At 39.6% G+C, this 25341-nt stretch carries 23 protein-coding genes and 1 riboswitch; of the genes, 4 read left to right on the top strand and 19 right to left on the bottom strand.

Going from position 1 to position 25341, the window contains the following annotated elements:
* Positions 1-30 precede the first annotated feature (30 nt).
* Entirely contained in the window at positions 31-639 is a 609-nt protein-coding gene (locus tag ABC255_RS07090; RefSeq protein WP_335529304.1) for a succinate dehydrogenase cytochrome b558 subunit, read from the bottom strand.
* A 449-nt stretch (positions 640-1088) separates the two neighbouring features.
* On the opposite strand from ABC255_RS07090, the gene ABC255_RS07085 reads away from it, so the two are divergent.
* The gene (locus ABC255_RS07085) at positions 1089-1541 is read left to right on the top strand and encodes a YslB family protein (RefSeq protein WP_412992337.1); all 453 of its coding nucleotides are present in this window, start codon (positions 1089-1091) and stop codon (positions 1539-1541) included.
* 48 nt (positions 1542-1589) lie between these two features.
* Here ABC255_RS07085 and ABC255_RS07080 read toward each other — a convergent pair whose 3' ends face one another.
* The 13 genes from ABC255_RS07080 to zapA form a co-directional block, all read right to left on the bottom strand.
* Positions 1590-2813: an aspartate kinase gene (locus tag ABC255_RS07080; RefSeq protein WP_412992335.1), complete on the bottom strand. Its 1224-nt coding sequence runs from the start codon at positions 2811-2813 to the stop codon at positions 1590-1592.
* Positions 2814-2932: 119 nt separating this feature from the next.
* Positions 2933-3111, bottom strand: a riboswitch (Lysine riboswitch).
* A 69-nt stretch (positions 3112-3180) separates the two neighbouring features.
* A complete protein-coding gene (gene uvrC, locus ABC255_RS07075; RefSeq protein WP_412992333.1) occupies positions 3181-4953 on the bottom strand; it encodes an excinuclease ABC subunit UvrC in 1773 nt (590 codons plus the stop codon).
* Positions 4954-5081: 128 nt separating this feature from the next.
* Positions 5082-5396 carry a thioredoxin gene (gene trxA, locus ABC255_RS07070; RefSeq protein ID WP_179159982.1) on the bottom strand — a complete coding sequence of 105 codons (315 nt, stop codon included), beginning with the start codon at positions 5394-5396 and terminating at the stop codon, positions 5082-5084.
* A 165-nt stretch (positions 5397-5561) separates the two neighbouring features.
* Positions 5562-6539: an electron transfer flavoprotein subunit alpha/FixB family protein gene (locus ABC255_RS07065; protein ID WP_412992331.1), complete on the bottom strand. Its 978-nt coding sequence runs from the start codon at positions 6537-6539 to the stop codon at positions 5562-5564.
* 58 nt (positions 6540-6597) lie between these two features.
* The gene (locus ABC255_RS07060; RefSeq protein ID WP_412992329.1) at positions 6598-7371 is read right to left on the bottom strand and encodes an electron transfer flavoprotein subunit beta/FixA family protein; all 774 of its coding nucleotides are present in this window, start codon (positions 7369-7371) and stop codon (positions 6598-6600) included.
* Between the two features lie 90 nt (positions 7372-7461).
* Positions 7462-8235: an enoyl-CoA hydratase gene (locus tag ABC255_RS07055; protein WP_412992327.1), complete on the bottom strand. Its 774-nt coding sequence runs from the start codon at positions 8233-8235 to the stop codon at positions 7462-7464.
* Positions 8236-8265: 30 nt separating this feature from the next.
* Positions 8266-8850, bottom strand: coding sequence for a fatty acid metabolism transcriptional regulator FadR (gene fadR, locus ABC255_RS07050; RefSeq protein ID WP_335529284.1), 585 nt, complete (start codon positions 8848-8850; stop codon positions 8266-8268).
* A 435-nt stretch (positions 8851-9285) separates the two neighbouring features.
* The gene (locus ABC255_RS07045; RefSeq protein ID WP_412992324.1) at positions 9286-10989 is read right to left on the bottom strand and encodes a long-chain-fatty-acid--CoA ligase; all 1704 of its coding nucleotides are present in this window, start codon (positions 10987-10989) and stop codon (positions 9286-9288) included.
* Between the two features lie 248 nt (positions 10990-11237).
* Complete coding sequence (locus tag ABC255_RS07040) at positions 11238-11645, bottom strand: DUF350 domain-containing protein (RefSeq protein ID WP_412992323.1); 408 nt, start codon at positions 11643-11645, stop codon at positions 11238-11240.
* A 48-nt stretch (positions 11646-11693) separates the two neighbouring features.
* On the bottom strand, positions 11694-14051 hold the full coding sequence (locus tag ABC255_RS07035; RefSeq protein ID WP_412992321.1) for an endonuclease MutS2: 2358 nt from the start codon (positions 14049-14051) through the stop codon (positions 11694-11696).
* An 11-nt stretch (positions 14052-14062) separates the two neighbouring features.
* Positions 14063-15784 carry a DNA polymerase/3'-5' exonuclease PolX gene (gene polX / locus ABC255_RS07030; RefSeq protein ID WP_412992319.1) on the bottom strand — a complete coding sequence of 574 codons (1722 nt, stop codon included), beginning with the start codon at positions 15782-15784 and terminating at the stop codon, positions 14063-14065.
* 79 nt (positions 15785-15863) lie between these two features.
* The gene (locus ABC255_RS07025; protein WP_412992318.1) at positions 15864-16418 is read right to left on the bottom strand and encodes a CvpA family protein; all 555 of its coding nucleotides are present in this window, start codon (positions 16416-16418) and stop codon (positions 15864-15866) included.
* A 7-nt stretch (positions 16419-16425) separates the two neighbouring features.
* The gene (zapA, locus tag ABC255_RS07020) at positions 16426-16686 is read right to left on the bottom strand and encodes a cell division protein ZapA (RefSeq protein ID WP_412992316.1); all 261 of its coding nucleotides are present in this window, start codon (positions 16684-16686) and stop codon (positions 16426-16428) included.
* A gap of 257 nt (positions 16687-16943) precedes the next feature.
* Between zapA and rnhC the strand changes: the two genes are divergently transcribed.
* Complete coding sequence (gene rnhC, locus ABC255_RS07015; protein WP_412992314.1) at positions 16944-17876, top strand: ribonuclease HIII; 933 nt, start codon at positions 16944-16946, stop codon at positions 17874-17876.
* A gap of 55 nt (positions 17877-17931) precedes the next feature.
* Here the strand turns inward: rnhC and pheT are convergent, their stop codons facing one another.
* The 3 genes from pheT to ABC255_RS07000 all read right to left on the bottom strand — a co-directional run bounded on the left by pheT (position 17932) and on the right by ABC255_RS07000 (position 22713).
* Positions 17932-20346, bottom strand: coding sequence for a phenylalanine--tRNA ligase subunit beta (gene pheT / locus ABC255_RS07010; RefSeq protein WP_412992312.1), 2415 nt, complete (start codon positions 20344-20346; stop codon positions 17932-17934).
* Between the two features lie 58 nt (positions 20347-20404).
* The gene (pheS, locus tag ABC255_RS07005; protein WP_412992310.1) at positions 20405-21442 is read right to left on the bottom strand and encodes a phenylalanine--tRNA ligase subunit alpha; all 1038 of its coding nucleotides are present in this window, start codon (positions 21440-21442) and stop codon (positions 20405-20407) included.
* Between the two features lie 521 nt (positions 21443-21963).
* Entirely contained in the window at positions 21964-22713 is a 750-nt protein-coding gene (locus ABC255_RS07000; protein ID WP_412992308.1) for a TrmH family RNA methyltransferase, read from the bottom strand.
* A 111-nt stretch (positions 22714-22824) separates the two neighbouring features.
* Between ABC255_RS07000 and sspI the strand changes: the two genes are divergently transcribed.
* Positions 22825-23031, top strand: coding sequence for a small acid-soluble spore protein SspI (gene sspI / locus ABC255_RS06995; RefSeq protein ID WP_045523537.1), 207 nt, complete (start codon positions 22825-22827; stop codon positions 23029-23031).
* Between the two features lie 186 nt (positions 23032-23217).
* Here the strand turns inward: sspI and ABC255_RS06990 are convergent, their stop codons facing one another.
* Both ABC255_RS06990 and ABC255_RS06985 read right to left on the bottom strand, forming a co-directional pair.
* Positions 23218-24303, bottom strand: coding sequence for a M42 family metallopeptidase (locus tag ABC255_RS06990; protein WP_412992306.1), 1086 nt, complete (start codon positions 24301-24303; stop codon positions 23218-23220).
* A gap of 63 nt (positions 24304-24366) precedes the next feature.
* Entirely contained in the window at positions 24367-24858 is a 492-nt protein-coding gene (locus ABC255_RS06985; RefSeq protein WP_412992304.1) for a dUTP diphosphatase, read from the bottom strand.
* Between the two features lie 98 nt (positions 24859-24956).
* Here ABC255_RS06985 and ABC255_RS06980 point away from each other — a divergent pair, with 98 nt between their 5' ends.
* Positions 24957-25337, top strand: coding sequence for a sigma-w pathway protein ysdB (locus ABC255_RS06980; protein WP_335529524.1), 381 nt, complete (start codon positions 24957-24959; stop codon positions 25335-25337).
* The last annotated feature ends 4 nt before the right edge of the window (positions 25338-25341 follow it).

Here is a 25341-nt window from a genome sequence, read left to right as displayed (position 1 = left end):
ATTTTCAATACAGAGTATGAAGTAATTTTTTTAAACAAATGCTAATATTGCTCTAACTCCTACAATTGTAAGGACTACGAAAACCCCAATTGTAAAATATGTAGAAATTACTTGAGAACGAGGGGAAACTGTAATACCCCAGCTTACCAAGAATGACCACAAACCGTTCGCAAAGTGGAAGATTGTTGAAATGACACCAATCAAATAGAAAACAAGCATGAATGGTGAAGATAGGATATCTGCCATCATGTCATAGTTAACATGCGCACCAAAAGCTGCTGCAACGCGAGTTTGCCACACGTGCCATGTGATAAAGATTAAAGTAATGACACCTGATACACGCTGTAATAAGAACATCCAGTTTCTGAAATAACTATATTTCCCTGCATTGTTCTTTGCGGTAAAAGCAATATAAAGCCCATAGATCGCATGGAAAAGAATTGGTAAATAAATAATTACAGTTTCTAGGACAATTTTAAAGGGAAGGTTCCCCATAAAATCTGAAGCTTTGTTAAAGGACTCAGCTCCTCCTGTAGCAAAATGATTGACTACTAGATGCTGCATAAGGAATAAACCTATTGGAATTACTCCTAGTAATGAATGTAATCTTCGATTCAAAAACTCTCGATTCCCCGCCATAATTAACCCCCCTTGAATTTTTAAAATGATGTTAAGCATTTTGTCTCTATTGTTTTTAAATAGAATTCACTAACTTAGCACCAGTGTGACAATAATGTGACAAGTCCATTTTACTCCCATCGGGTATTAGCGTCAAGAAAACGGATACACAAAAATTCCATAAAAATAAAATTTTTAAAATATATTGATATTATAATAAATTATAAGTTTTATGTCTTACAAATGGAATTTCCTTGCATTAAATCCAGTAGAATTACAATAAATAATTATTTTTTTTCAATAGCCCCTTCTCATAAATGGGAAACATAATTATGATGAAAGACAGGCTATCGTATTGCAAAATAACAATCCTTTACCACTCTAACGCTTTACACTATATTTCATAAAAAGTGTTCTTAACTTAAAGCCGTAATTGTATATAATAGAATGGTAGAAAGAGGGGAAGCAAAATGAATGAAAGTACTGCCGTCGAACTTACTTTAGAATCGAATGAACCAAGAAATATTTCATTGTTTGGTTATGAATTGATTCGAGAATTCATACTGCCAGATATTTTAGGAAAGGACACACCTGAAATCCTTTACTGGGCAGGAAAACGGTTAGCTCGCAACCACCCTTTAAACAGCCTTGATGAAATCATCGATTTTTTCTCAAAAGCTTCGTGGGGACAGCTCGAATTAAAAAAAGAGCGTAAAGATGAGATTGAATTTGAACTTGTCAGCCCGCTGATCGTTTCGCGAGTCAAATCAAAAGCCGAACATTACTTCCAAATTGAAGCTGGCTTTCTAGCTCAACAAATCGAACTCCAAAAACAAGTCATCGCCGAAACCTTCGAACACCCAGTAAAAAAAGCCAACAAAGTCCTATTCACCGTCAAATGGGATCGTAAGGACACGATTTAGTATGTAGAAAAGCTTTCATCAGGAGATCCCGATGAAAGCTTTTTCTAATTATTGGCTGTCTGCAGAAAGGCCAAATGCTTGATGCAGTAATTCTACTGCTTTGAGCATGTGTTTTTCTTCGACTACTGCTGAAACTTTAATTTCTGAGGTGCTGACCATTTTAATTTGAATCTCGTTTTCCGCTAATACTTCAAACATCTTCGCTGCAACTCCAGGGTTTGAGATCATCCCTGATCCAACGATTGATACCTTTGCCAGTTTGTTTTCAGCGTCAAGCTGTTCGTAGTTCAGAACATCTTTGCTATTTTCAAGGACATTTAATGTCTCCATAAGGTCCTGCGTTTTAATGGAGAATGCAAGATTTGCTGTTTCTGCCTCTGTTGTGCTTTGAACAATAATATCCACGTTCAAATGGTTCTCAGCTAAGGTTGTAAAAATGGTTGATAAACTGGTTAAAGAATTGGCAAGACCTAACACACTTACCTTTGTGATTTCATCTTCAAATGCCACTCCACGGACTACAAGGTTTTGTTCCATTGATGCTTCCTCCTCAATTACTGTTCCTTCTACTCTCTCCATACTTGAGCGAACCTCAAGTTTAACTTGATAGTTTTTCGCAAATTCTACTGCTCTTGGATGCAGTACTCCTGCACCTAAATTAGCCAGCTCGAGCATTTCATCATAAGAAACGGACTGTAATTTACGTGCACTCTTCACATATCTTGGGTCAGTGGTGAAAACACCTGTTACATCTGTATAAATATCACACTTATCGGCGTTTAGTGCTGCAGCTAGTGCTACCGCTGTCGTATCGGAGCCGCCTCTACCAAGAGTCGTAATCTCCCCAGTTTCTGTAATCCCTTGGAAACCTGCGACAATTACCACTTTACCGTCAGCAAGCTGATTCTTTACAGATTCTGTATTTATCGTAGTAATACGAGCATTACCATGAACTGGCTCTGTAACAATTCCTGCCTGCCAGCCAGTAAACGATACAGCAGGAAGATTTTGCTCATTTAAAGCCATGGACAATAACGAAATTGTTACCTGTTCTCCCGTGCTTAAAAGCATATCCATATCCCGTTTATTGGGCTGTCCAGAAATTTCCTTCGCAAGATTTACCAGTTGATCCGTTGATTTCCCCATTGCGGAGACAACCACAACAACCTGATTCCCCTGATCAGTTTCAGATTTAACGCGCGCTGCAACGTTTAAAATTCTCTCTACACTTCCAACCGAAGTACCACCAAATTTTTGTACAATTAAACCCATCTTTTCCCCTGCTTTCAGTTATAGGTTTAGCTATCATTATAGTTTTCCCCGCAAAAAAAATAAAAAGCAATGAGAAGGCATCTCATTGCTTGAATACACAAAAAAATTCTGCGTCTACAATGTAAGATAGCTCTCCAAGACAATTGTCTTGACAATCCGGCATTTATTAAATGCTCAGACCAGCAAAGAAAGAAATGAGTCTTTCTTCACTTCGGCGACCATCCCCTTTCATGATTCATCGCGGAAGCTCATACTTCTCCGAATCACTACTATTGAAGCTCGCACCTCTACCTTCACTTTAGTATTAAAAAGTGATAGTAATATAATTTCCACTCATTATAGCATAGTGGCATTTTTCTGACAATCACTATAATTGAAGTTTTTTAATTAATTCCTCCGCCACAGGAGCTGGAATTCCGATGGCTCTAAACTCTTCAAATGTGGCTTCCTTCATTTTCTTAACGGAACCAAATTCCTTTAAAAGCTGCTTTTTACGTTTTTCACCGACACCTGGAATATCGTCCAACAGCGATTGAAACGCACTTTTCCCACGGGTTTGACGATGAAAGGTAATCGCAAACCGGTGAACCTCATCCTGAATTCTTTGTAATAAATAAAACTCTTGGCTGTTTCTTCCAAGCGGGATAATTTGAAGGGGATTGCCATATAAAAGCTGCGAAGTCTTGTGCTTATCATCCTTCACCAAACCAGCCAATGGAATATCCAAGCCAAGCTCGTTTTCGAGGACATCTCTAACAGACTCCACATGTCCTTTTCCACCATCAATAATAATAAGGTCCGGCAGCGGCAGTTCCTCTTTTAACGCCCTAGAATACCTTCTTCTTGTTACTTCTCGCATCGATTCATAATCATCAGGACCCTTAACCGATTTAATCTTATACTTACGGTATTCACGCTTATTTGGCTTCCCGTCGATGAAGACTACCATCGCAGATACAGGATCTGTCCCTTGAATATTAGAATTATCGAAAGACTCAATTCGATGCGGGGTATAAATACCCATAAGCTCACCGAGATTTTCAACAGCCTTAATGGTCCTTACCTCGTCCTTTTCGATTAGTGAAAATTTCTCATTTAATGCTATTTTTGCATTTTTGATCGCCATTTTAATAAGATCCTTTTTCTGACCGCGCTGCGGCTTGAGAACTTTAACTTGAAGAAGCTGTTCCGCGATATTTAAATCAATTTCATCCTGTATTAGAATTTCCTTCGGCTTAAAATGATTCGATTTTTCGTAGAATTGACCCAGGAAGGTGAGAATTTCTTCTTCTGGCTCATTGTAGATGGGGAACATGGAAACGTCACGTTCAATTAGTTTTCCTTGGCGCACAAAGAAGACTTGAACACACATCCACCCTTTATCTACCGCATAGCCAAACACATCACGATCCGTAAAATCTGTCATTGTGATTTTTTGCTTTTCCATAATGGTTTCAATATGAATAATCTTATCGCGGAATTCCTTTGCACGCTCGAAATCTAATTCCTCAGAAGCACTTGTCATTTTCTCCGTTAGATCTTTCTTAATCTCTTTAAATCCGCCATTAAGGAAGCGGGTAATTTCATCGGTCATTTGCTTGTATTGCTCTTCATGTACTTCATTCACACATGGTGCCAGGCACTGGCCTAAATGGTAGTACAAACACACCCGGTCTGGAAGGGTTGAGCATTTTCGCAATGGGTAGATTCGGTCTAGCAGCTTTTTCGTTTCATTCGCTGCCATGACGTTAGGATAAGGACCAAAGTACTTACCTTTATCCTTTTTGACTTTTCTTGTAATGATGAGTTTCGGATGTCTCTCCGCTGTCAATTTAATAAACGGATAGGTTTTATCATCTTTCAGCATTACATTATATTTAGGATCGTATTTTTTTATTAAATTTAATTCAAGAAGCAGTGCTTCAATATTTGAAGAGGTAACAATGTATTCAAAGTCTTCAATCTCATTTACGAGTCGGAAGGTTTTTCCGTCATGCGACCCGGTAAAATAAGATCGAACTCGATTTTTCAGTATTTTTGCTTTTCCAACATAAATGATCGTTCCCTGACGGTCCTTCATCAAGTAGCAGCCAGGCTGATCAGGCAGCAGTGTTAGTTTTTGTTTGATGTTTTCATTCATTCCAGCTGCTCCTCTCCGTCTTTATCTATCCTAAAATTTTAAATCAAACTTAGGATAAAGAAAAGCCTAATTCTTTTTCCAAAAATAAAAAACCTTAGCCAGAATTATCTAGCTAAGGTTATCTATGCTTATGCGTGCTTTTCTAATACACCTGCTAAAGCGTCTTTTGGCTGGAAGCCGACTACTTTGTCAACTACTTCGCCGTTTTTGAAAACGAGTAATGTAGGGATACTCATAACGCCGTATTTAGCCGCTGTTTCTTGGTTATCGTCTACATCTAATTTAACGATTTTAACTTTGTCGCCCATTTCTGAATCAAGTTCCTCAAGAACTGGAGCGATCATTTTACAAGGTCCACACCATGGAGCCCAGAAATCTGCAAGAACAAGACCAGAGCCTGTTTCAGCAGAGAAATTTGCATCGGTTACGTTTGAAATAGCCATTTGTTTTGCCTCCTAAAAAAATACTAATTTCTATCGAAAGTATAGCATTGTTTAAACCATCATGCTAATAATCTGTCTCGGAAGTAATTTTCCCTAAAATACGTTTCATATTCTGGCTTATTATATGTAATAAGGCGAACAGTTTGCCACTGCTCGCCCTATATATTATGAGTGAACTTTAAGTTTTTTAAACTCTTCGGTCAAAAGTGGTACTACTTCAAATAGATCCCCAACTATTCCGTAATCTGCTACTTTAAAAATATTTGCTTCTGGATCTTTATTGATCGCCACGATTACTTTAGAGTTCGACATCCCTGCTAAGTGCTGGATTGCTCCAGAAATTCCGCAAGCAATGTAAAGGTCAGGTGTTACAACTTTACCTGTTTGACCAATTTGTAAAGAGTAATCACAATAGTCCGCGTCACATGCACCACGGGATGCGCCAACCGCGCCGCCTAATACATTTGCTAATTCTTTAAGTGGTTCAAAGCCTTCTGCACTCTTGACACCACGTCCGCCGGAGATTACGACTTTGGCTTCACTTAAATCTACACCTTCACTCGCTTTTCTAACCACTTCTTTGATAATCGCACGAAGATCTTTAATTTCAACCGTTAAGGAGGCAACATCACCTGTTCTGCTTTCATCCTTGGCAAGAGGTGCAATATTATTGGGTCTCACAGTTGCAAAAATTAACCCGTCTGTTACGATTTTCTTTTCAAACGCTTTACCAGAGTATATAGGTCTCGTAAAGACAACATTTCCACCAGCAACTTCAACCGCAGTTGCATCTGAAATTAAGCCGGATGAAAGCTTAGCAGCAATTCTTGGGGAAAGATCCTTTCCTAGTGAAGTATGTCCGAAAACTAAACCTTCTGGGCTTTCCTTTTCAAGTACAGCAAGTAATGCTTGCGCAAAACCGTCAGAGGTATATTGTTTTAATTTTTCATCTTCAACCACTACAACACGGTCTGCACCGTATTGCACTAACTCTGCGCCTAAAGCGCTAACATTTTCTCCGATTAAAACACCAACTACTTCTCCGCCTTCAGCTACAGTTTTCGCAGCAGCAATTGCTTCGAAAGAAACATTACGTAATGAACCGTCACGCGTTTCCCCTAATACTAATACTTTTCTAGTCATCCCTTTACCCTCCTGCAAATCATTATTGGCTATTCTGAGTGATTTCGTGCATTTACAATTAAACTACTTTTGCTTCTGTATGAAGAAGGTGTACAAGTTCTTTTACCTGATCATTTATATCTCCAGATAACACTTTTCCAGCTTCTTTTTTAGCCGGTAAGTAAATTTCAATTGTTTTTGTTTTCGCTTCAACATCATCTTCTTCAAGATCTAAATCATCTAATTCCAGTTCATCAAGCGGCTTTTTCTTTGCTTTCATAATACCTGGCAGTGACGGATAACGAGGCTCGTTCAGCCCTTGTTGAGCAGTTACCAATAATGGCAGGCTTGTTTCGATAATTTCAGAATCACCCTCAACGTCACGGGTAACAGTTACATTTGTTCCATCGATTTCAAGCTTAGTAATGGTCGTAACATAAGGAATGTTTAACAATTCAGCAACACGCGGACCTACTTGACCAGACCCGCCATCAATCGCTACATTTCCACCGATAATAAGGTCTGCTTCTTTATCCTTTAGATATTCAGCAATGATTTTTGATGTTGTGAATTGATCGCCGTTTTCGCTTGTCTCTTCTGTATTAATTAATACCGCTTTGTCTGCTCCCATTGCGAGTGCTGTACGTAATTGCTTTTCAGCCTCTTCCGTGCCAACTGAAATCACCGTTACTTCACCGCCATTTGCATCGCGGACTTGGATAGCTTCTTCAACTGCGTATTCATCGTAAGGATTGATAATAAACTCTGCACCATCCTCATTGATTTTTCCGCCGGAAATAGTAATCTTTTCTTCCGTATCAAACGTTCTTTTCAATAGTACATAAATGTTCATGATTTCCCTCCTATTAATGCAAAGATTTTTTCTGTTTCAAAGATTAAGAAAATTTAACCTAAAAAAATATCATTAACTTCTAAGTAGAAGTTATTCACCTTTAAAATTTGGCTCCCTTTTTTCAATAAAGGCCTGTATGCCTTCTTTTGCATCAGGAGAAACAAATATTTCTCCGAACAACTCTGCTTCCTTTTTAGAGCCTTCGTAAAACTCTTCGTTTTTTGCATAATTTAATAATTGGATTGTGGCTTTTAATGAACCTGTGCTCTTCTTAGTAATCTTCCCAGCTAATTTTAGTGCTTGTTCTAATACCTCATTTTCTGGATATGCATGGTTCGCCAGACCAAATTGAACCGCTTCCATTCCTGTGATTGGCTCAGACGTGAAAAGCATTTCTGCTGCCCGTGCAACGCCAACATATTTCGGAAGACGCTGTGTTCCAGCAAATCCAGGGATTAATCCAAGCTGCAGTTCTGGAAGACCAAGCTTGGTATTTTCTCCTACTAATCGGATATGACAGGCCATTGCCAGCTCCAAGCCGCCGCCAAGTGCCGCGCCATGAATTGCAGCAATGATAGGTTTAGGAAACTTCTCCATTCGATCAAATAAATCTTGACCATACTTTCCAAGATTGGCAAATCCTTCGGAAGATGCTACGGTCGTGAATTCCTTAATATCAGCCCCCGCGGAGAAGAATCGCCCTTCCCCGTGAATAACAATCACCTTAATGTCACGATTAGGTTCAATTTCGTCTAAAACAGCCGACAGTTCTCTTAATAGTCCTTGTGAGAGGGCATTTGCCGGTGGACGTCCGATGGTGATTGTCACAATTGAATCTTGATTAGACCATTTTAAGTATTCCAATAGAATCCCTCCTCCTCTTGCACCTGAGTATTACTGCCTGCCGCAGGCCTTAACCAGCAGCTGATGAACAGGCTTAGCAAGTGCAACTAGATCGTATTTCTCCTCATTTAAAACCCAGGTTGTCACGGTTTCATCCATCGTGCCAAAAATCATTTGTCTGGCAAGGCGGACATCGAGGTCGCTTGAAAACTCTCCCGTTTCTTTTCCTTCAATGATGATTTTATCTATCACTCGTAAATAGCCTTTTAGAACATTGTTTATCCGTAAACGCAATTCCTTATTGGATTGTCGTAATTCAAGCTGGGTTACGATTGCCATGTGATGATCATCAGAAAGGTTTTTAAAATGAGCTTCTATCATCATTAATAACTTCTCCGCCGCAGTCTGTTTTCCTGCAATCATTTCATCTATTTTTTCAATAAAGCTTCCCATTTTTTCTTCGAAGAGTGAGATGAGAATGTCTTCTTTGTTTTTAAAATACAGATAAATTGTGCCATCAGCAACACCAGCTTGCTTTGCAATTTTAGAAACCTGTGCTTGATGATATCCTACCTCTGCGATAGCAATAACTGCTGCATCTATAATCTGCATGTATTTTGGCTTATTTTTTTTCATAATAATTCTCCCTCCTCCCGAAGAAAGTATAATAGTAATTGGCTGTTGACGTGTCTGTTGATTTGCGCTCCACTAAGGAAAGCTTCTTTGAATAAGCACCGCAGGGACAGGCGGTCTTTGCCTGTCACGAGGCACTTCGCTTTCCGCGGGCGGTCTGGGGAGCCTCCTCAGCGCCAAAGCGCCTGCGGGGTCTCCCCTGCCCCGTCCTCCCGCAGGAGTCTTCGTGCCTTCCGCACAAATCAACAGAGTGCAAAATAGAATTTATTCATTATCACACTCTGATAGTAAAAAAAGAAAAATATGAATGAATAATCATTCATATTTTTATAATAGATATTAGTTGTATTTCTGTCAAGAAATACAAGGACACTTTTTATATTACTTTATTGTCACCAGAGGGACAAGTTATATTTCGCAAAAAAAAGAAGTGCTGAATTAGGCATGTTTTTTGTTTTCTTCCTCTATTTTTCTCATTTCCTCTTCTACAAGAGCTCTTCTAAGGATTTTCCCTACTGCAGTTTTTGGTAATTCTTCTCTAAACTCATATAAACGTGGAGCTTTATAAGCAGCTAGATATTTTCTGGCATATTGATTCAATTCATCTGAGGTAACTTTTGAGCCTTCCTTTAACACTACATAGGCTTTAACGGTTTCTCCACGATATGGATCCGGTATTCCGGCAGCAACTGCTTCCAATACATCGGGATGTTCATACAATACTTCTTCAATTTCTCTTGGGTATATGTTATACCCTCCGGCAATAATCATATCCTTCTTTCTATCTACTACATAAAAATATCCTTTATCATCCATATAGCCAAGGTCACCAGTATACAGCCAGCCATCTTTAATGGTTTCCTCCGTAGCCTCTGGACGATTCCAATAGCCTTTCATAACTTGAGGACCTTTAATGATAATCTCACCTATTTCTCCGACCGGCATGTCTATGCCATCATCCATTGAAACGATTCTTACTTCTGTATTTGGCCAAGGAACACCAATACTGCCTTTTATCCGTTCACGGTCCCATAAGAAATTGGCATGTGTGACAGGAGAAGATTCTGTTAATCCGTATCCTTCAACGAGTTTCCCGCCTGTAACTGCCTCAAACTCCTCTTGGACTTCTATAGGAAGTGGAGCAGAACCGCTCAAACAGGAATCAATTGACGATAAATCGTATTTTTTCAAATCAGGATGATTTAATAATCCGATATATATCGTTGGTGCTCCCGGAAACAGGGTAGGACGTTGTTTTTGAATCGTTTTTAATGTGGTTAGCGCGTCAAACTTCGGTAAAATAATCATCTTATACGCCTGCATGACCGATAAAATCATCACTATCGTCATTCCATAGACATGGAAAAATGGAACAATCCCTAAGACTGATTCGTCACCTGGTTTTGCTTTATATAGCCAGGCCGTACACATGGAGGAGTTCGCTACTAAATTCTTATGTGTCAGCATAACCCCTTTCGGAGAACCGGTTGTACCGCCAGTATATTGAAGCAGCGCAACATCTTCTTCAAAATCAAAGTCATATTCAACGAGTTTATTAGGCTTTATTTTTATGATTTCTTTAAATAAATGGGTATTGCCTTCATGTTTAACATTAACGACAATTCCATATTGCTTTTTCTGGATAAAAGGATAAACTAAATTTTTTGGAAATGGCAGGTAGTCTTTGATAGCGGTTACAATAATATGCTGCAAATTAGTTTGCGGCATCACCTTAGAAGCGCGTGGATAGAGGATGTCGAGTGTGATGATCGCTTTCGCTCCGGAGTCCTTCATTTGGTATTCAAGTTCACGTTCAGTATATAACGGGTTCGTTTGAACGACAATTCCTCCAGCGATTAATATACCAAAATAACTTATGACCGATTGTGGTGTATTTGCCAGCATAATTGCAACTCGGTCACCTTTTGAAATGCCTATCTGCTGGAGATAGCTGGCAAAGGATAGTGCTTCATCGTAAAGCTCTTTATATGTCATTTCCTTGCCCATAAAATGAATTGCCGTTTTTTCTGGAAAGCTTTTTGCTGCATCTACTAAATACTGCTGAACAGGTTCTTTTCGAAATTCCAGTTCTGCAGGAATTTCCTCAGGGTAAGATGTGAGCCATGGCTTTGAATCATACATTAATAACCCTCCTTTTTAGTCTATTGTAAAATTTTCCACTTCCCCTTCATTATAATATAGTCAGACTCTTTAAACAATTACAATAGCAATATATGTTCACTGTAGCACGAAAATTTCAAAAAAATTCACCGCTGAAATTTTCAGCGATGATGTCAACTTTAAAATAACATATACCCCAAACCAATTAGCAAAAACAAGGCGCATAAACCAAGAAGTACTTTAGCTAATGTCTCCAATTTATTCTCCCCTTACGAAATCCCTGCACCTATGACAAAGGATAACCCTATAGATAAAATCATTGCAATGAATCCTACAGCTCGGTTATCATTTTGAATTTCACGATCAATGTTAAATTTAGGTGTTAAAAATTCAAAGATAAAATATCCAACCAATAAAAGGACAAAGCCAAATACTCCCCAGCCAACCATAGTTACTAAGGAATCATTCTGTTCAATGGAGTAACGAAAGATATTAGCAATCCCGAATATTTTTCCTCCAGTTGCCATTGCCACCGCGATATTTCCCTTTTGGATTTCTTCCCAATTTTTATATTTCGTCACCAACTCAAAAATGGCTAAAAAGACAATCACACATAAAATAACCACACTATAATTGGCAGCACTTTGAATATACACGTTATCCCAAAACTGGTTCATTCCTATTCTCCCCGGATATTATTTAAGGCACTTTACTTAAAAACAGCCCTATTTAAATTCGACTACGGTAACTCCAGAACCGCCTTCACCAGCTTCTCCAAAACGTATTTTCTTAACTGAACGGTGATTTCGTAAATACTCCTGGACTCCCTGTCTTAATGCTCCCGTGCCTTTTCCGTGAATAATTGAAACACGAGGATAGTTTGATAATAACGCATCATCTATATATTTTTCCACTCTCATGAGTGCAGCCTCATATCTTTCTCCGCGTAAATCCAACTCTAACTTTACATCAGCGTCTCTGCCTTGGACAATCGCCATTGGTCTTGTTTCTACTGGTTTCGGCGTGCTGATATACTCCAAATCTTTTTCTTTTACCTTCATTTTCAGGATGCCGATTTGTACCTGCCATTCGTTATTTGTGACTTTTTCTAGAAGTGTACCCTTTTGACCAAATGTTAGAACTTTCACTTCGTCTCCAGGCGTAAAGGTATGCTTCTTCGTTTTCTTATTCATTTGAGCGGCAGATTTCTTTATTTCAGGAGTCGCATCTTCCAGACGGCGCTTTGCATCAATTAATTCGTGCTCCTTAATATCAGCATGCTTTTCGATCCTCATTTTACGAAGGTCTCGAATAACCTTTTCTGCCTCACTCTTTGCTTCTTCAAGAATTTCACCAGCTTGTTCAGCCGCTTTTTCAAGCATCGAGTCCTTGTTCTCATAAAACTCAATCATTTGCTTTTGCATATCCTGATGGAGCTTTTCTGCCTGTCTTAAATAATCGCGTGCTTCTTCATGTTCGATCTCAGCTTGACGCTTACTCGCCTCAAGAGACGCAATCATTTTATCAATTTGATTAGTATCTTCACTAACATGAGATCTTGCTGCCTCAATAACGTGTTCATTTAACCCTAATCGTTTTGAGATTTCAAATGCATTGCTTCGTCCTGGTACTCCAAGAAGAAGCTTATAGGTTGGACTTAACGTTTCAACATCAAATTCAACACTGGCATTTAACACACCTTCGCGATTATATCCATAGGCCTTTAATTCTGGATAATGAGTAGTGGCAATCACTCTCGCCCCTCGATTATGGACCTCATCTAAAATAGAAATTGCCAGCGCTGCACCTTCCTGAGGGTCAGTGCCTGCACCAAGCTCATCAAATAGGACAAGGGAATTAAAGTCGACCTTTTTCAAAATATCCACGATATTTACCATGTGGGAAGAAAAGGTACTTAAGCTCTGCTCGATCGATTGCTCATCGCCGATATCAGCATAGATGGCATCAAAAACAGCTAGTTCTGAGCCATCATAAGCAGGAACCTGTAAACCTGCCTGTGCCATTAATGAACATAAACCGAGCGTTTTTAAGGTAACTGTTTTACCACCAGTGTTTGGTCCGGTAATGACAATCGTCGTATAGTCCTTCCCCAGTAAAATATCATTCGCTACCACTTCATCGATTGGAATTAACGGGTGTCTAGCTTTGTATAAGGCAATTCGTCCTTCATTATTCATGTGAGGCATACTTGCTTTCATCTTCCGGCCATATCTTGCTTTTGCAAAAATAAAATCAAGATTCGCTAGAATCTCAACAATCACGTGCAGCTCCGACTCAAATTCAGCGGTCTTTGCAGAAAGCTCCGTCAATATTCTTTCAATTTCAAGCTGTTCTTTTACTCTTATATCCTGTAATTGATTGTTTAATTGGACGATTACTTGTGGTTCTATAAACAAAGTCTGCCCCGATGAGCTCTGGTCATGGATAATTCCGCCGTAATGACCGCGATACTCTTGTTTAACAGGAATAACAAAGCGATCGTTACGGATCGTGACAATGGAATCTGACAGCATTTTTGCTGCATTGGATGAACGAATCATACTCTCTAATTTTTCACGCACACGTGCTTCATTCGAGCGCAGTTGGTTCCTTAATGTACGCAGCAGATCACTCGCACTATCAAGGACCTCTCCACTCTCCTCAATTGCATATCTAATCGATTCCTCCAAATTTACTAACGGAATAATCCGGTCGACCTGCTCCAATAAAATGGGAATTTCCGTTCTTTCTTCGGCAATATCCTCAATAAATCGCTTCATTTGCCGGCTTGCATGAATGGTGCTTGCAACCTGAATCAACTCATGCGAGCTAAGTACTCCCCCAATGACCGAGCGTTTAATATGTGCTCGAATATCGTGAATTCCTGATAATGGGACATTTCCTTTTATCCGTAACACGGTCGTTGCCTCATCTGTTTCTGCCTGAAGTTTAACGACCTCTTCATAATCTGTTGATGGTACTAATCGTTTTACCTTATCTATTCCAAGAGACGAAGCTGCATGCTCAATCAGCTGGTCTCTCACTTTTGTAAATTCCAATACCTTTAACGTTCTTTCTTGCATGGGAGAACCCCCTATTTTCGATTATGCAAAAATTCTAGTAAGTCATTCGGTTCAAGTGCGTTGATCACCGAAGATTTTTTTATCCAGCCCTTTTTCGCTGTGGAAACCCCTACACCCATATGTGACAGTGTTTCTTTTTTATGGGCGTCGGTATTAATAAATAGTTTAACTCCCGCGTCCTGTGCTTTTCGTAAATATTCAGCTTTCAGATCCAATCGATTAGGATTCGCATTAAGCTCTAAAGCGGTATTTGTTTCTTTTGCTAATTCTATCAGCATATCGATATCGACATCATAACCCTCACGTCGACCAATTTTCCGGCCAGTAGGATGGGCAATTATATCAACATGCGCGTTTTCTAATGCCGTGCGTAACCGCTCCATGATTTTTTCTCTTGGCTGTGAAAAAGCTGAGTGAATGGACGCGATTACGAAATCCATTTCAGCCAGCAGATCATCCTCATAATCCAACGTGCCATCCGGCAGGATATCCATTTCAACGCCTGATAAAATTAGGATATCATCGTATTTTTCATTTAATTTTTTAATTTCTTCTTTTTGCTGCAATAGTCGCTCACGTGTCAGTCCATTTGCCACTTTTAAGTATTGGGAGTGGTCCGTTATGGCCATGTACTTATATCCCTTTGCACGGCAAGCTTCCACCATTTCCTCAATCTTGTGAGCACCATCGCTCCAAGTGGAATGCATATGAAGGTCGCCCTTTATATCACTTAGTTCAATTAACTCACCTTCGTACACAGGAAAATCCTCTACTTCTTTTCCATCTTCTCTTACTTCTGGTGGAATGAATGGAAGATCAAAATGCTTGAAAAACTCTTCCTCTGATGAAAAAGTAATAATTTCGCCAGTCTCAACATTTTCGACACCATACTCACTTATTTTTTCTCCACGTTCTTTAGCCAGCTGTCTCATCCGGACATTATGGTCCTTTGAACCAGTAAAATGGTGAAGAGTTGTGATGAATTCCTCTGGATTAACGAGACGAAAGTCTACAGAAACATCATAATCATATCCAAAAACAAGTGATACTTTTGTATCTCCAGCTCCAATAATTTCTTTTATATTAGGTAATTCCAGCAGAAATTGTTTTACTTTTTCTCGCTGTTCACTTGAAATGATAAAATCAAGGTCTTTTACGGTTTCCCGTACTCTTCGCAAGCTTCCTGCCCGGGAATATTGATGAATCTCAGGAAGTTCAGCAAGTTTTGCCTCTATTTGATCGGCAATTGGCAGCATATAAGCAAGAGGCAGGCGATCTGGTCTTGAGCCTGCATTGGCAATCGCGCTTAAAATTTTCTCTTCTGTCTTTTTTCCAAACCCAGCTAATGCTTGGACTTTGCCTGCTTTACAAGCTTCTTCCAAGGTTGTGGCATCTTCAATTCTCAGCTCTTTGTGTAGCTTTGCAATTTTCTTGCCGCCAAGCCCTGGCAATTGTAGTAACGGAATTAACCCTTTCGGAACCTCTTCCTTAAGTTCCTTTAATACGGTTGAAGTGCCTTCATTTATGTATTCTTCAATAACAGCCGCGGTCCCTTTGCCGATTCCGGATAACTTGGTAAAATCCTCGATATCAGATAAGCTGCGATCATCAAATTCAAGTGCTGATGCAGCTTTTCGAAAGGCAGATACCTTGAAAGGATTTTCACCCTTCAACTCCATGTAAACCGCGATTGTTTCTAATAATCGAATTAAGTCTTTCTTATTTACCTCCATGAATTTCACCCACCTTGCTATTATTTTAACCTTTTAAAAGAAAAACTTCTCTCTTAGAGAGAAGTAGGGTATTCTCTCCTCAGAGAGAAGTCAACGCAGCAGTATATTCTATCCACATATTCTTAATTTGTTCTGATAGAAATGGCGTATGATTAACAATCAGATTTCCCATAATGGAATCATCTAAAGGCTTTTGCAAAAATTCCATTGGAACTAGCGCAGCAATATATAATAAAATGAAGAGAACCAAATAGACTTCCGCGAAACCAAGTATACCGCCTGCCCATACATTTAATTGCTTAAGAATAGGCAAATGAGCAATAAAGTCAAGCATTGATCCAATTATTTGTAGTAAGATCTTTACCGCGAAGAAAATAATCACAAAGGCAATCGCACGGTAAAAAGCTTCCTCCATATTCCCGTTCTCACTTAATAGTTTTAGAGGAGAAGTAGTACCAAGATTCGGATACGGAACCCATAGCGTTAATCTGGGCGCCAAATCATCATAGTATAAATTTGCCACTATGTATGCAATAATAAAACCTGTTAAATGGACTAATTGCAAAATGAAACCTCTTTTTAATCCAATAAAAAAACCAAAAACTAATAATAAAATAATTGCTAAATCCAACATGACTTATTCAGTCCTTTTCCTTTTGTAGTTCAGATTGCAGCTTCTCTAATTGTTCCTTCATTTTAATATAATCATTGACTGCATTCACTGCAGTTAATACAGCGAGTTTATTTACATCAAGTAATGGATTCCTGGAACCAATTTCGCGCATTTTTTTGTCAACTAAGGAAGCGACATGTCTAACATGACTTTGGTCTTCGGTTCCTAAAATAACGTATTGAGTTCCGTATATATCAACGGTTGTTCTAGTTTTTTCTGTATTTGACAAATTACTGCCTCCATTCGATTCGAAGAAATCCCTAATTTATAATATAACACGAACGGATGTGTGTCGAAAAGAGAAAAGCAAAAGCGCCTTTTTCAGCCCCGACAGCTGCTTGCGGGCCAGCAGGTGAAGTCGCGCTCTTTGACTTCACCAGTTGGACCGAAGCGACTCGAGGGGCTAGGCGCTGGAGCTAGACAGAGAAACAGTTTTAACTGGAGTTTTTTTACTTTTTTTAGAATAATGTCAAGGAGTGTTTTGGTTTGGGAAATGTCGTACTAAATCTAAGTATGTCTGAAATTAATAAAATGAAAAGCTACTATGAAGGTAAATTGCTAGATAAAACTCCTCTTGGAAGTGTGTTTGCTGCTAAGACTTCTGGCTCGATGATTACAGCATATAAGTCTGGGAAAGTCTTATTTCAGGGAAGTGGGAGTGAAGCTGAGGCGAGCAGATGGGGCGAGGCAGCTGCAAAAGCTCCTGTGAAATCAAGTGCTCCTAAAGGTAATCTTCCACAAGGGTTTAGCAACTGGTCCGTTATTGGCTCCGATGAAGTCGGTACTGGAGATTTTTTTGGTCCAATCACCGTTGTCGCTGCTTATGTGAAGAAGGAAGATATTCCTTTATTAAAAGAATTAGGGGTCAGAGATTCAAAGGATCTCAATGATGATAAAATCATTGCCATTGCAAAGGTAATTAAAGATATTGTTCCATTTAGTCTAATGACGTTAAAAAATGAAAAGTATAATCAGCTGCAAAAGTCTGGCATGTCCCAGGGCAAAATGAAGGCCATTCTACATAACCAAGCCATCCTAAAAGTACTTGAGAAGATTTCACCAGTTAAACCTGAAGCGATTCTTATTGACCAGTTTGTTCAAGAAAGTACTTATTATCAGCATGTTAAAAATCAAAAAGAGGTTGCGAAGGAAAATGTTTATTTTAGCACGAAGGCTGAGGGTATCCACCTTGCCGTAGCAGCAGCGTCGATTCTCGCACGTTATGCCTTTGTTCAGTATTTTGATAAGCTTAGTGAATCAGCAGGATTTAAAATCCCAAAAGGAGCAGGATCCCAGGTCGATGAAGCCGCAGCAAAGCTGATTTTGAAAAAAGGGCGAGAGGTGTTGCCTCAATTTGTAAAGCTTCATTTTGCTAATACCGAAAAAGCAATGAAACTTGTGAATAAAAAGAAGGGCTAATGCAACATAAAAAAAATGACCTAGTTGATTTTTCACTAGGTCATTTTTTCTATTATTATCCTCTCAATACTGCTCCAGCCTGAGTCTTCAAGGCTTCAAGTACTTGGTTATGAACTTTTGTTACTTCTTCGTCTGTTAATGTACGTTCTGGGTCCATGTATTTCAGTGAGTAGGCAATGGATTTTTTACCTTCTTCCATACGTTCACCTTCATATAGATCAAAAACGCTAACTTCTTTAAGAAGTTTTCCGCCTGCTTGTTGAATAACGTCCTTCAACAGCCCTGATACTGTTTCTTTATCAACGACAAGAGCGATGTCTCTTGTGATCGATGGGAAGCGTGGAATAGCTTCGTATCTTAGTGCTGCTGTTGCTTCATCAAGTACTGCCTTTAAAGAAAGCTCGAAAACATAGGTATCTTTTAAATCTAATTCTTTTTGCATAGTTGGGTGGACTTGACCGATAAAGCCGATTCTCTCACTATTTAAGTGAATTTCAGCCGTTCTTCCTGGGTGCATATTATCCACTTTGGCCTGAACATATGTCACACTTTCAGAAAGACCAAGCTTGGCAAATAATCCCTCTAAAATGCCTTTTAACACATAGAAGTCCACAGCCTTTTTCTCACCCTGCCATGAATGGCTGTGCCATAGGCCAGTAATTGCTCCTGCTAAATGTTCTTGTTCTTCAGGTAAAACTTCGTTACCATTCGCTAAAAATACTGCACCGGTCTCATAAACAGCGAGGCTGTCGTTTTGACGAGCACTGTTGTATTTTACAACTTCGAGCAGCTGCGGCATAATGCTTAAGCGCAGGATACTGCGGTCTTCACTCATCGGCATAGCGAGACGAATGAAGTCACGTTTCTCAAGAGCAAATTGTGCAGCTTTTTCCTCACTAGTTAAGGAATAGGTTACCGCTTGGAAAAGACCAGCACCTTCTAAATATTGACGGACAATCCGGCGCTTTTCCTGATAATCCGATAATTTACCTGGTGTAGCGGAACCGATTGGCAATGTTTTCGGAATGTTATCATAACCATATAGACGCGCTACTTCTTCAATTAAGTCTTCTTCGATTTTGATGTCACCACGGCGTGTTGGAGCTGTAACTGTAATTACATTCTCCTCTACATTGACAGCAAATTGAAGACGTTCGAAGATAGCTTCAACATCCTGAACTGTCAGGTTGGTGCCGATAACACTATTTATTTTTTCTAAAGTGATCGAAACCACTGCTGGTTCAACGGTTAGTGTATCAACTTCAGAAGCACCTTCTAATACTTCGCCGCCAGCGTATTTTGCCATCAAGTAAGCAGCACGTTCACCTGCAGCACGTACGCGGTTAGGATCGACACCCTTTTCGAATCGAGCGCTAGCTTCACTGCGTAATCCATGATCTTTAGAAGCCTTTCTTACAGTTCCTCCTGTAAAATAAGCTGCCTCCAGCAATACTGTTATTGTATCTGAAGTTACCTCAGAATTTGCACCGCCCATTACACCCGCTAATGCAACTGGCTCTGTTCCGTTTGTAATCACTAAGTGGTGAGATGTTAATGTGCGTTCTACATCATCTAATGTTGTGAATTTCTCACCATCGTTAGCACGACGAACCAAGATTTCTTTTGAACCTAAGCGATCATAGTCAAAAGCATGCAGCGGCTGACCATATTCTAATAAAATGTAGTTGGTGATATCGACTACGTTATTATGTGGACGAATTCCTGCAGACATTAGTCTTGTTTGCATCCAAAGTGGTGCAGGACCAATTTTGACATTTTTAATGACTTTTGCCGCATATAAAGGATTATCCTCATTTGCTTCTACCTTAACGGTAATATAATCTGTAGCTTTTTCAGTTACTGGCTGAACATCGATTTCTGGAAGTTTTACTTCTTTTCCTAGAATCGCAGCGACTTCATAAGCCACACCCAGCATGCTTAAGCAATCTGAGCGGTTTGGTGTTAAGCCAAGCTCAAGGACTTCATCGTCACGGTTTAATAACGCGATAGCGTCAGTACCAACCTCTGCGTCTTGAGGGAAAACAAAGATTCCTTCTGAATATTCCTTTGGTACAATCTTAGCTTCCATACCAAGTTCTGTTAGTGAGCAGATCATTCCATTTGATTCTTCGCCGCGTAGTTTCGCACGCTTAATTTTAAAATTACCCGGTAGTACCGCACCAACTGTTGCCACAGCTACCTTTTGACCTTGTGCGACATTGGGTGCGCCGCAAATAATTTGAACAGGTTCACCTTGACCAATATCCACTTGGCATTTGCTTAGTTTATCGGCATTTGGGTGCTGAACACGCTCAACAACGTGACCAACTACTACTCCTGTAATTCCTTCGTTAAGGACATCTACACCCTCAACCTCAATCCCGCTTTTCGTAATTTTTTCAGCTAATTCAGAAGCCGATACTCCGGATAAGTTTACATAATCCTGGAGCCATTTATATGAAACGAACATTTTATGCTCCTCCTTTTTTATATCTAGCTGCAGCGCCTAGGGGCTTCCGCTTTTAATTTTACTCATGTTTAGAAAATTGTTTTAAGAACCGTACATCGTTTGTGTAAAAATGACGGATGTCATCGACGCCGTATTTCAACATTGCAATCCGCTCTGGCCCCATACCGAATGCAAATCCAGTATATTTTTTAGAATCATATCCAGCCATTTCAAGAACGTTTGGATGTACCATTCCTGCTCCAAGAATTTCAATCCAGCCTGTTTTCTTACAAACATTACAGCCATGTCCGCCGCAAATCATACAAGAAATGTCCATTTCAACAGATGGCTCAGTGAACGGGAAGAAACTTGGACGTAATCTTATTTCACGGTCCTCACCAAACATTTTTTTCGCAAAAATCTCTAATGTTCCATGAAGGTCGCTCATACGGATATTTTCGCCAACGACAAGTCCTTCAATCTGCATGAACTGATGTGAGTGTGTCGCATCATCATTATCACGGCGGTACACTTTACCTGGACAGATAATTTTGATAGGACCTTTCCCTTGGTTCTTTTCCATTGTTCGCGCCTGTACTGGAGAAGTGTGTGTGCGTAGTAAAATTTCATCTGTAATATAGAAGGAATCCTGCATATCGCGAGCAGGGTGACCCTTCGGTAAATTTAGAGCCTCAAAGTTATAATAATCCTGCTCTACTTCAGGACCTTCCGCCACCTGATAACCCATTCCAATAAATAAGTCTTCAATTTCTTCAATGATCCTTGTTAATGGATGGTGGTTACCAACTTTAACAGGTCTTCCAGGAAGTGTAACATCAATTGATTCGGAAGCTAGTTTTTCTAAAACGGCAGCCTCTTCTAACCCTTTTTGTTTCGCTTCTAAAACGGTAGCAATGGCTTCACGGACCTCATTTGCAAGTGCACCCATAATTGGGCGTTCTTCTGCTGAAAGCTTACCCATACCACGGAGGACTTCCGTAATGGGTCCCTTTTTACCTAAATATGCCACGCGGATGTCATTCAATTCTTTTAAGCTTGAAGACTGTTCAATTTTTTGAATAGCTTCCTGCTGCAATTCCTTTAAACGTTCTTGCATCGTGTTTCCTCCTTTTTTAATGTGCAAATTTCGGGCAGCTTCTTCCACAAAAACAAAAAAAACCCATCCCTGGAAAGGGACGAGGTTTATAATTCGCGGTACCACCCTTGTAAACACGGTATGTATTAAACACATGTGTTCGCTTCATTGGGATAACGGCATAGGCCGGTGCACCTTTACACAGAAAAGCGGAAGCGCCTTGTTCAGCCCCGACAAGTGCTGGAGGGCCATCCGGTGAAGTCGTTTTTTGACTTCATCGGGTGGACCGAAGCAACCTCGAGGGGCTAGGCGCTGGAGCTAGACATCAGTCTATTCTCAAAGCGCTCGCTTTTATTTTTGTGGTCCCGGTGCCAACTCAGGAGGTGAACTTCTCCTATCATGCCCATAAAAGTGCTTCCAGTCACGGCACTTTCTCCCTAAATGGTCTTTGATAAGTTACTTTTCTCCGTCAACGTCTTTGTTATTTTTCAATAATGTAAATTATTATATAATACTTTCCTTGTTGATTCAAACTAGTATAGTCATTTTTTCAAAAAATATAACAGGATTCCCGTTGCCACTGCAACATTTAAAGATTCACTCTTGCCATAAATGGGAATATAAAGATTGGCATCTGTTTTAGCTAGGAGCTCTTTACTAACCCCATTTCCCTCATTTCCAACTAGTAACGCATAGGCCGCGCCTGTTGAAATATCAGTATATGCAGAAGCGCCTTCAAGTGCTGTTCCGTAAACAGAAATATTTTTTCCATGCAGCTTTTCTATCCACTCATCAAGATCCCCTCTTATGATTGGCAGATGAAAATGACTTCCCTGCGCGGACCTAAGTACCTTTGAGTTGTAAACATCTACGCTTCCCTTTCCTACCACCACAGCGTCAATGCCAGCAGCGTCCGCTGTACGAATCATTGTCCCTAGATTTCCAGGATCCTGGACGGCGTCGATAAGCAGATACGTCTTCGCGTCTGGTACTTCTATTTGAATCTGCCGGCAAACTGCATAAATTCCTTGCGGTGCCTCGGTGTCAGATAATGAATTTGAAATTTCCTCGGTTACGATGGTGACTGGTGTTTCTCCTGAATCCCAGCGCGGCGGAAGACCTGTCTTATCAGAGACTATGATCTCCATAACACTATCGCTTTGTTTTAATGCTTCTTCTACTAAATGAAAGCCTTCTACTAAAAATGTCCCGGATTTATCTCGTTCCTTTTTCGTTAACAGCTTTTTCCATTGTTTTACTTTTGGATTTTGAATGGATTCAATATGCTTCAAGTTTGTACTCCTTCAGTGTTTTTTCTCATTATATCCCAAAAAAAATACATAATAAAACTAAAATTAGAAAACATATTAGAGTAATACATGATAAAAAAGGAGTGAATTCATATGAACCTAAATTTACGAAATGCCATAATTCACAATGTTGCTGGTAACTCTCAAGATGAATTAGAAGATACGATTGTTGATGCCATTCAAAATGGTGAAGAAAAAATGCTCCCCGGGTTAGGTGTATTATTTGAAGTCATTTGGAAAAATTCCTCTGAGGAAGAAAAGAAAGAAATGCTTACAACACTTGAAAGTGGATTAAAATAATAAACTTGAGAGCTGCCGAATGGATTTCGGCAGCTTTTTAATAGTAGCCCATGGGGACCGAAAAACTATAAATGGAAATTTTAGGTCGAGTGGAGAGGTCCCACTTTACCCAAATCGCAAAAATGAATTCATTCGATAACATGGTTAAAAAAACCCTCGACTTTTTTTGTCGAGGGTTTTAAAACATTATTCAAAGGTAATTTTATCAACCATCTCACGGTCTAAACGCTTGATGACTTCAACAATTAGCTTAACTGCATTTTCGTAATCATCACGGTGCAGCATAGCAGCGTGTGTATGAATATAACGTGTTGCTATTGTAATTGGTATTGAAGGAACACCATTGTGCGTTGTATGAATAGGACCAGCGTCTGTTCCGCCGCCAGGAATCACATCGAATTGATAAGGGATATTTAACTCTTCAGCCACATTGATAATAAAATCACGCAAGCCTTTATGTGCCACAAGGGTAGCATCGTAAAGGATAATTTGCGGCCCTTTCCCCATTTTGCTCATTGCTTCTTTTTCGGAAATTCCAGGAGTATCCCCAGCAATCCCTACATCTACAGCAAAACCAATATCGGGATTAATTTTTTCCGCAGAAGTACGTGCACCTCGAGAGCCAATTTCTTCCTGGACTGTTCCAAGACCGTAAACTTCATTCGGATGTTCCGTACCCTTTAATTGCTTCATTACATCAATGGCAATCGCACAGCCAATTCGGTTATCCCATGCTTTTGCTAAAAGCAATTTTTTATTATTCATGACCGTAAATTCAAAATATGGAACGACCATATCACCAGGCAGCACGCCCCATTCCATAGCCTCTTCACGGCTTGAGGCACCGATATCAATAAACATATCTTTTATTTCTACTGGTTTCTTACGAGCTTCCGCCGGTAAAATGTGTGGTGGCTTCGACCCGATGACACCAATGATATCACCTTTTTTGGTAACAATGGTAACGCGCTGTGCAAGCATGACTTGTGACCACCAGCCGCCTACTGTTTGAAAACGCAGGAAACCCTTATCATCAATCTGAGTTACCATAAAGCCAACTTCGTCTAAATGGCCTGCCACGATAATTCTCGGGCCGCCTTCTTTTCCGACCTTCTTGGCAATTAAACTGCCAAGTCCATCAGTTGTGACTTCATCCGCATATGGTGCTATGTACTTTTTCATTACTTCGCGAACTTCCCGCTCGTTGCCGGGAATCCCATTAGCATCTGTTAGATCCTTAAACATGGTCAAGGTTTCATCCATTTTAGTCATTGCTTCGCCCCCTTTTATGTATGCTCGAAATTCATTATACAAAAAAATCATGCATATCTACAGCTAATAGTTATTCTGCTGTCTTTGATAATTTACTTCATTTTTTGTAAAATATGCTTTTTCCATTTCTTCATAGGAAATGCCAAGCAGGGTACCAAGCTGCAGATAGGAATTAAGCAATGTTTTGAAATCAAGTTCATTTTTGCTGTCCTTAAATTTATTTACTTTTTCATAAATCAAAAGAAATTGCTCTGTAGTGCTCACTGATGCTGGTTCCAAATCAAATTTATATTCGAGGTTTTGAAAATCACATTCAATTCCTAACGATAATATGAAATGAATTCCATCAACATACTCCTCTAAAACAACACTTTTTTCCGATGATGGCTTGATACTCCAAAACTTGAAACAGCGCGTTTCATTTGCTAATTCTCCGAGCTCAACCAGCAAAGCCAGAACCTTTCTATCGAATAAATCTTCGTTCTGTAATCCATGCTTTTCTTCAATATGCAGATCCAATCCACGTTGCATTCTAAATAATTTTTCTAGTTGCATTTTATCACTCCTCTGCAAAAATTATATCAAACTGTGGGGAGAATGAAACTTTTCTCATTACAATCCGTATAGTAGGAAAAAGGTCAGGAGGGAATACCATGGTTTGGCTGCTGCGCATACTGTTAGTTTTCTTGTTCATCTTCTTGATTTTTGGGACGATTAAATTCCTCCTCAAACCAACCCGTAAATTAGAAGCAGCCCGAAAACACAAACGCTTTTTACTGTTAGATAATGATGAGGTAATTAAGAATTTTCAACTTACCTACAACGGTGCCGTATTTATGGGAGAAAAATACTTAGGTGCTACGAAAAACAGTATAGATGTTGTTTCTATTTCGCTTACACCGGTTCATTCCACTTCCATTCAAGGAATGGCTAAGGAAGATTTTTATTTTATCGAAAAAAAGATACACGAAAAATATCCAGTTGCACAAATCAACTGGAAAAGTCCGATACATGAATTTTTACATCAAAAATAGCCGC

This window comes from Neobacillus canaveralius (assembly GCF_047237705.1).
GTDB lineage: Bacteria > Bacillota > Bacilli > Bacillales > Cytobacillaceae > Neobacillus > Neobacillus niacini_K.
The sequence above is the reverse complement of the archived record's forward strand: the minus strand, read 5'-3'. Positions and strand labels throughout refer to the sequence as shown.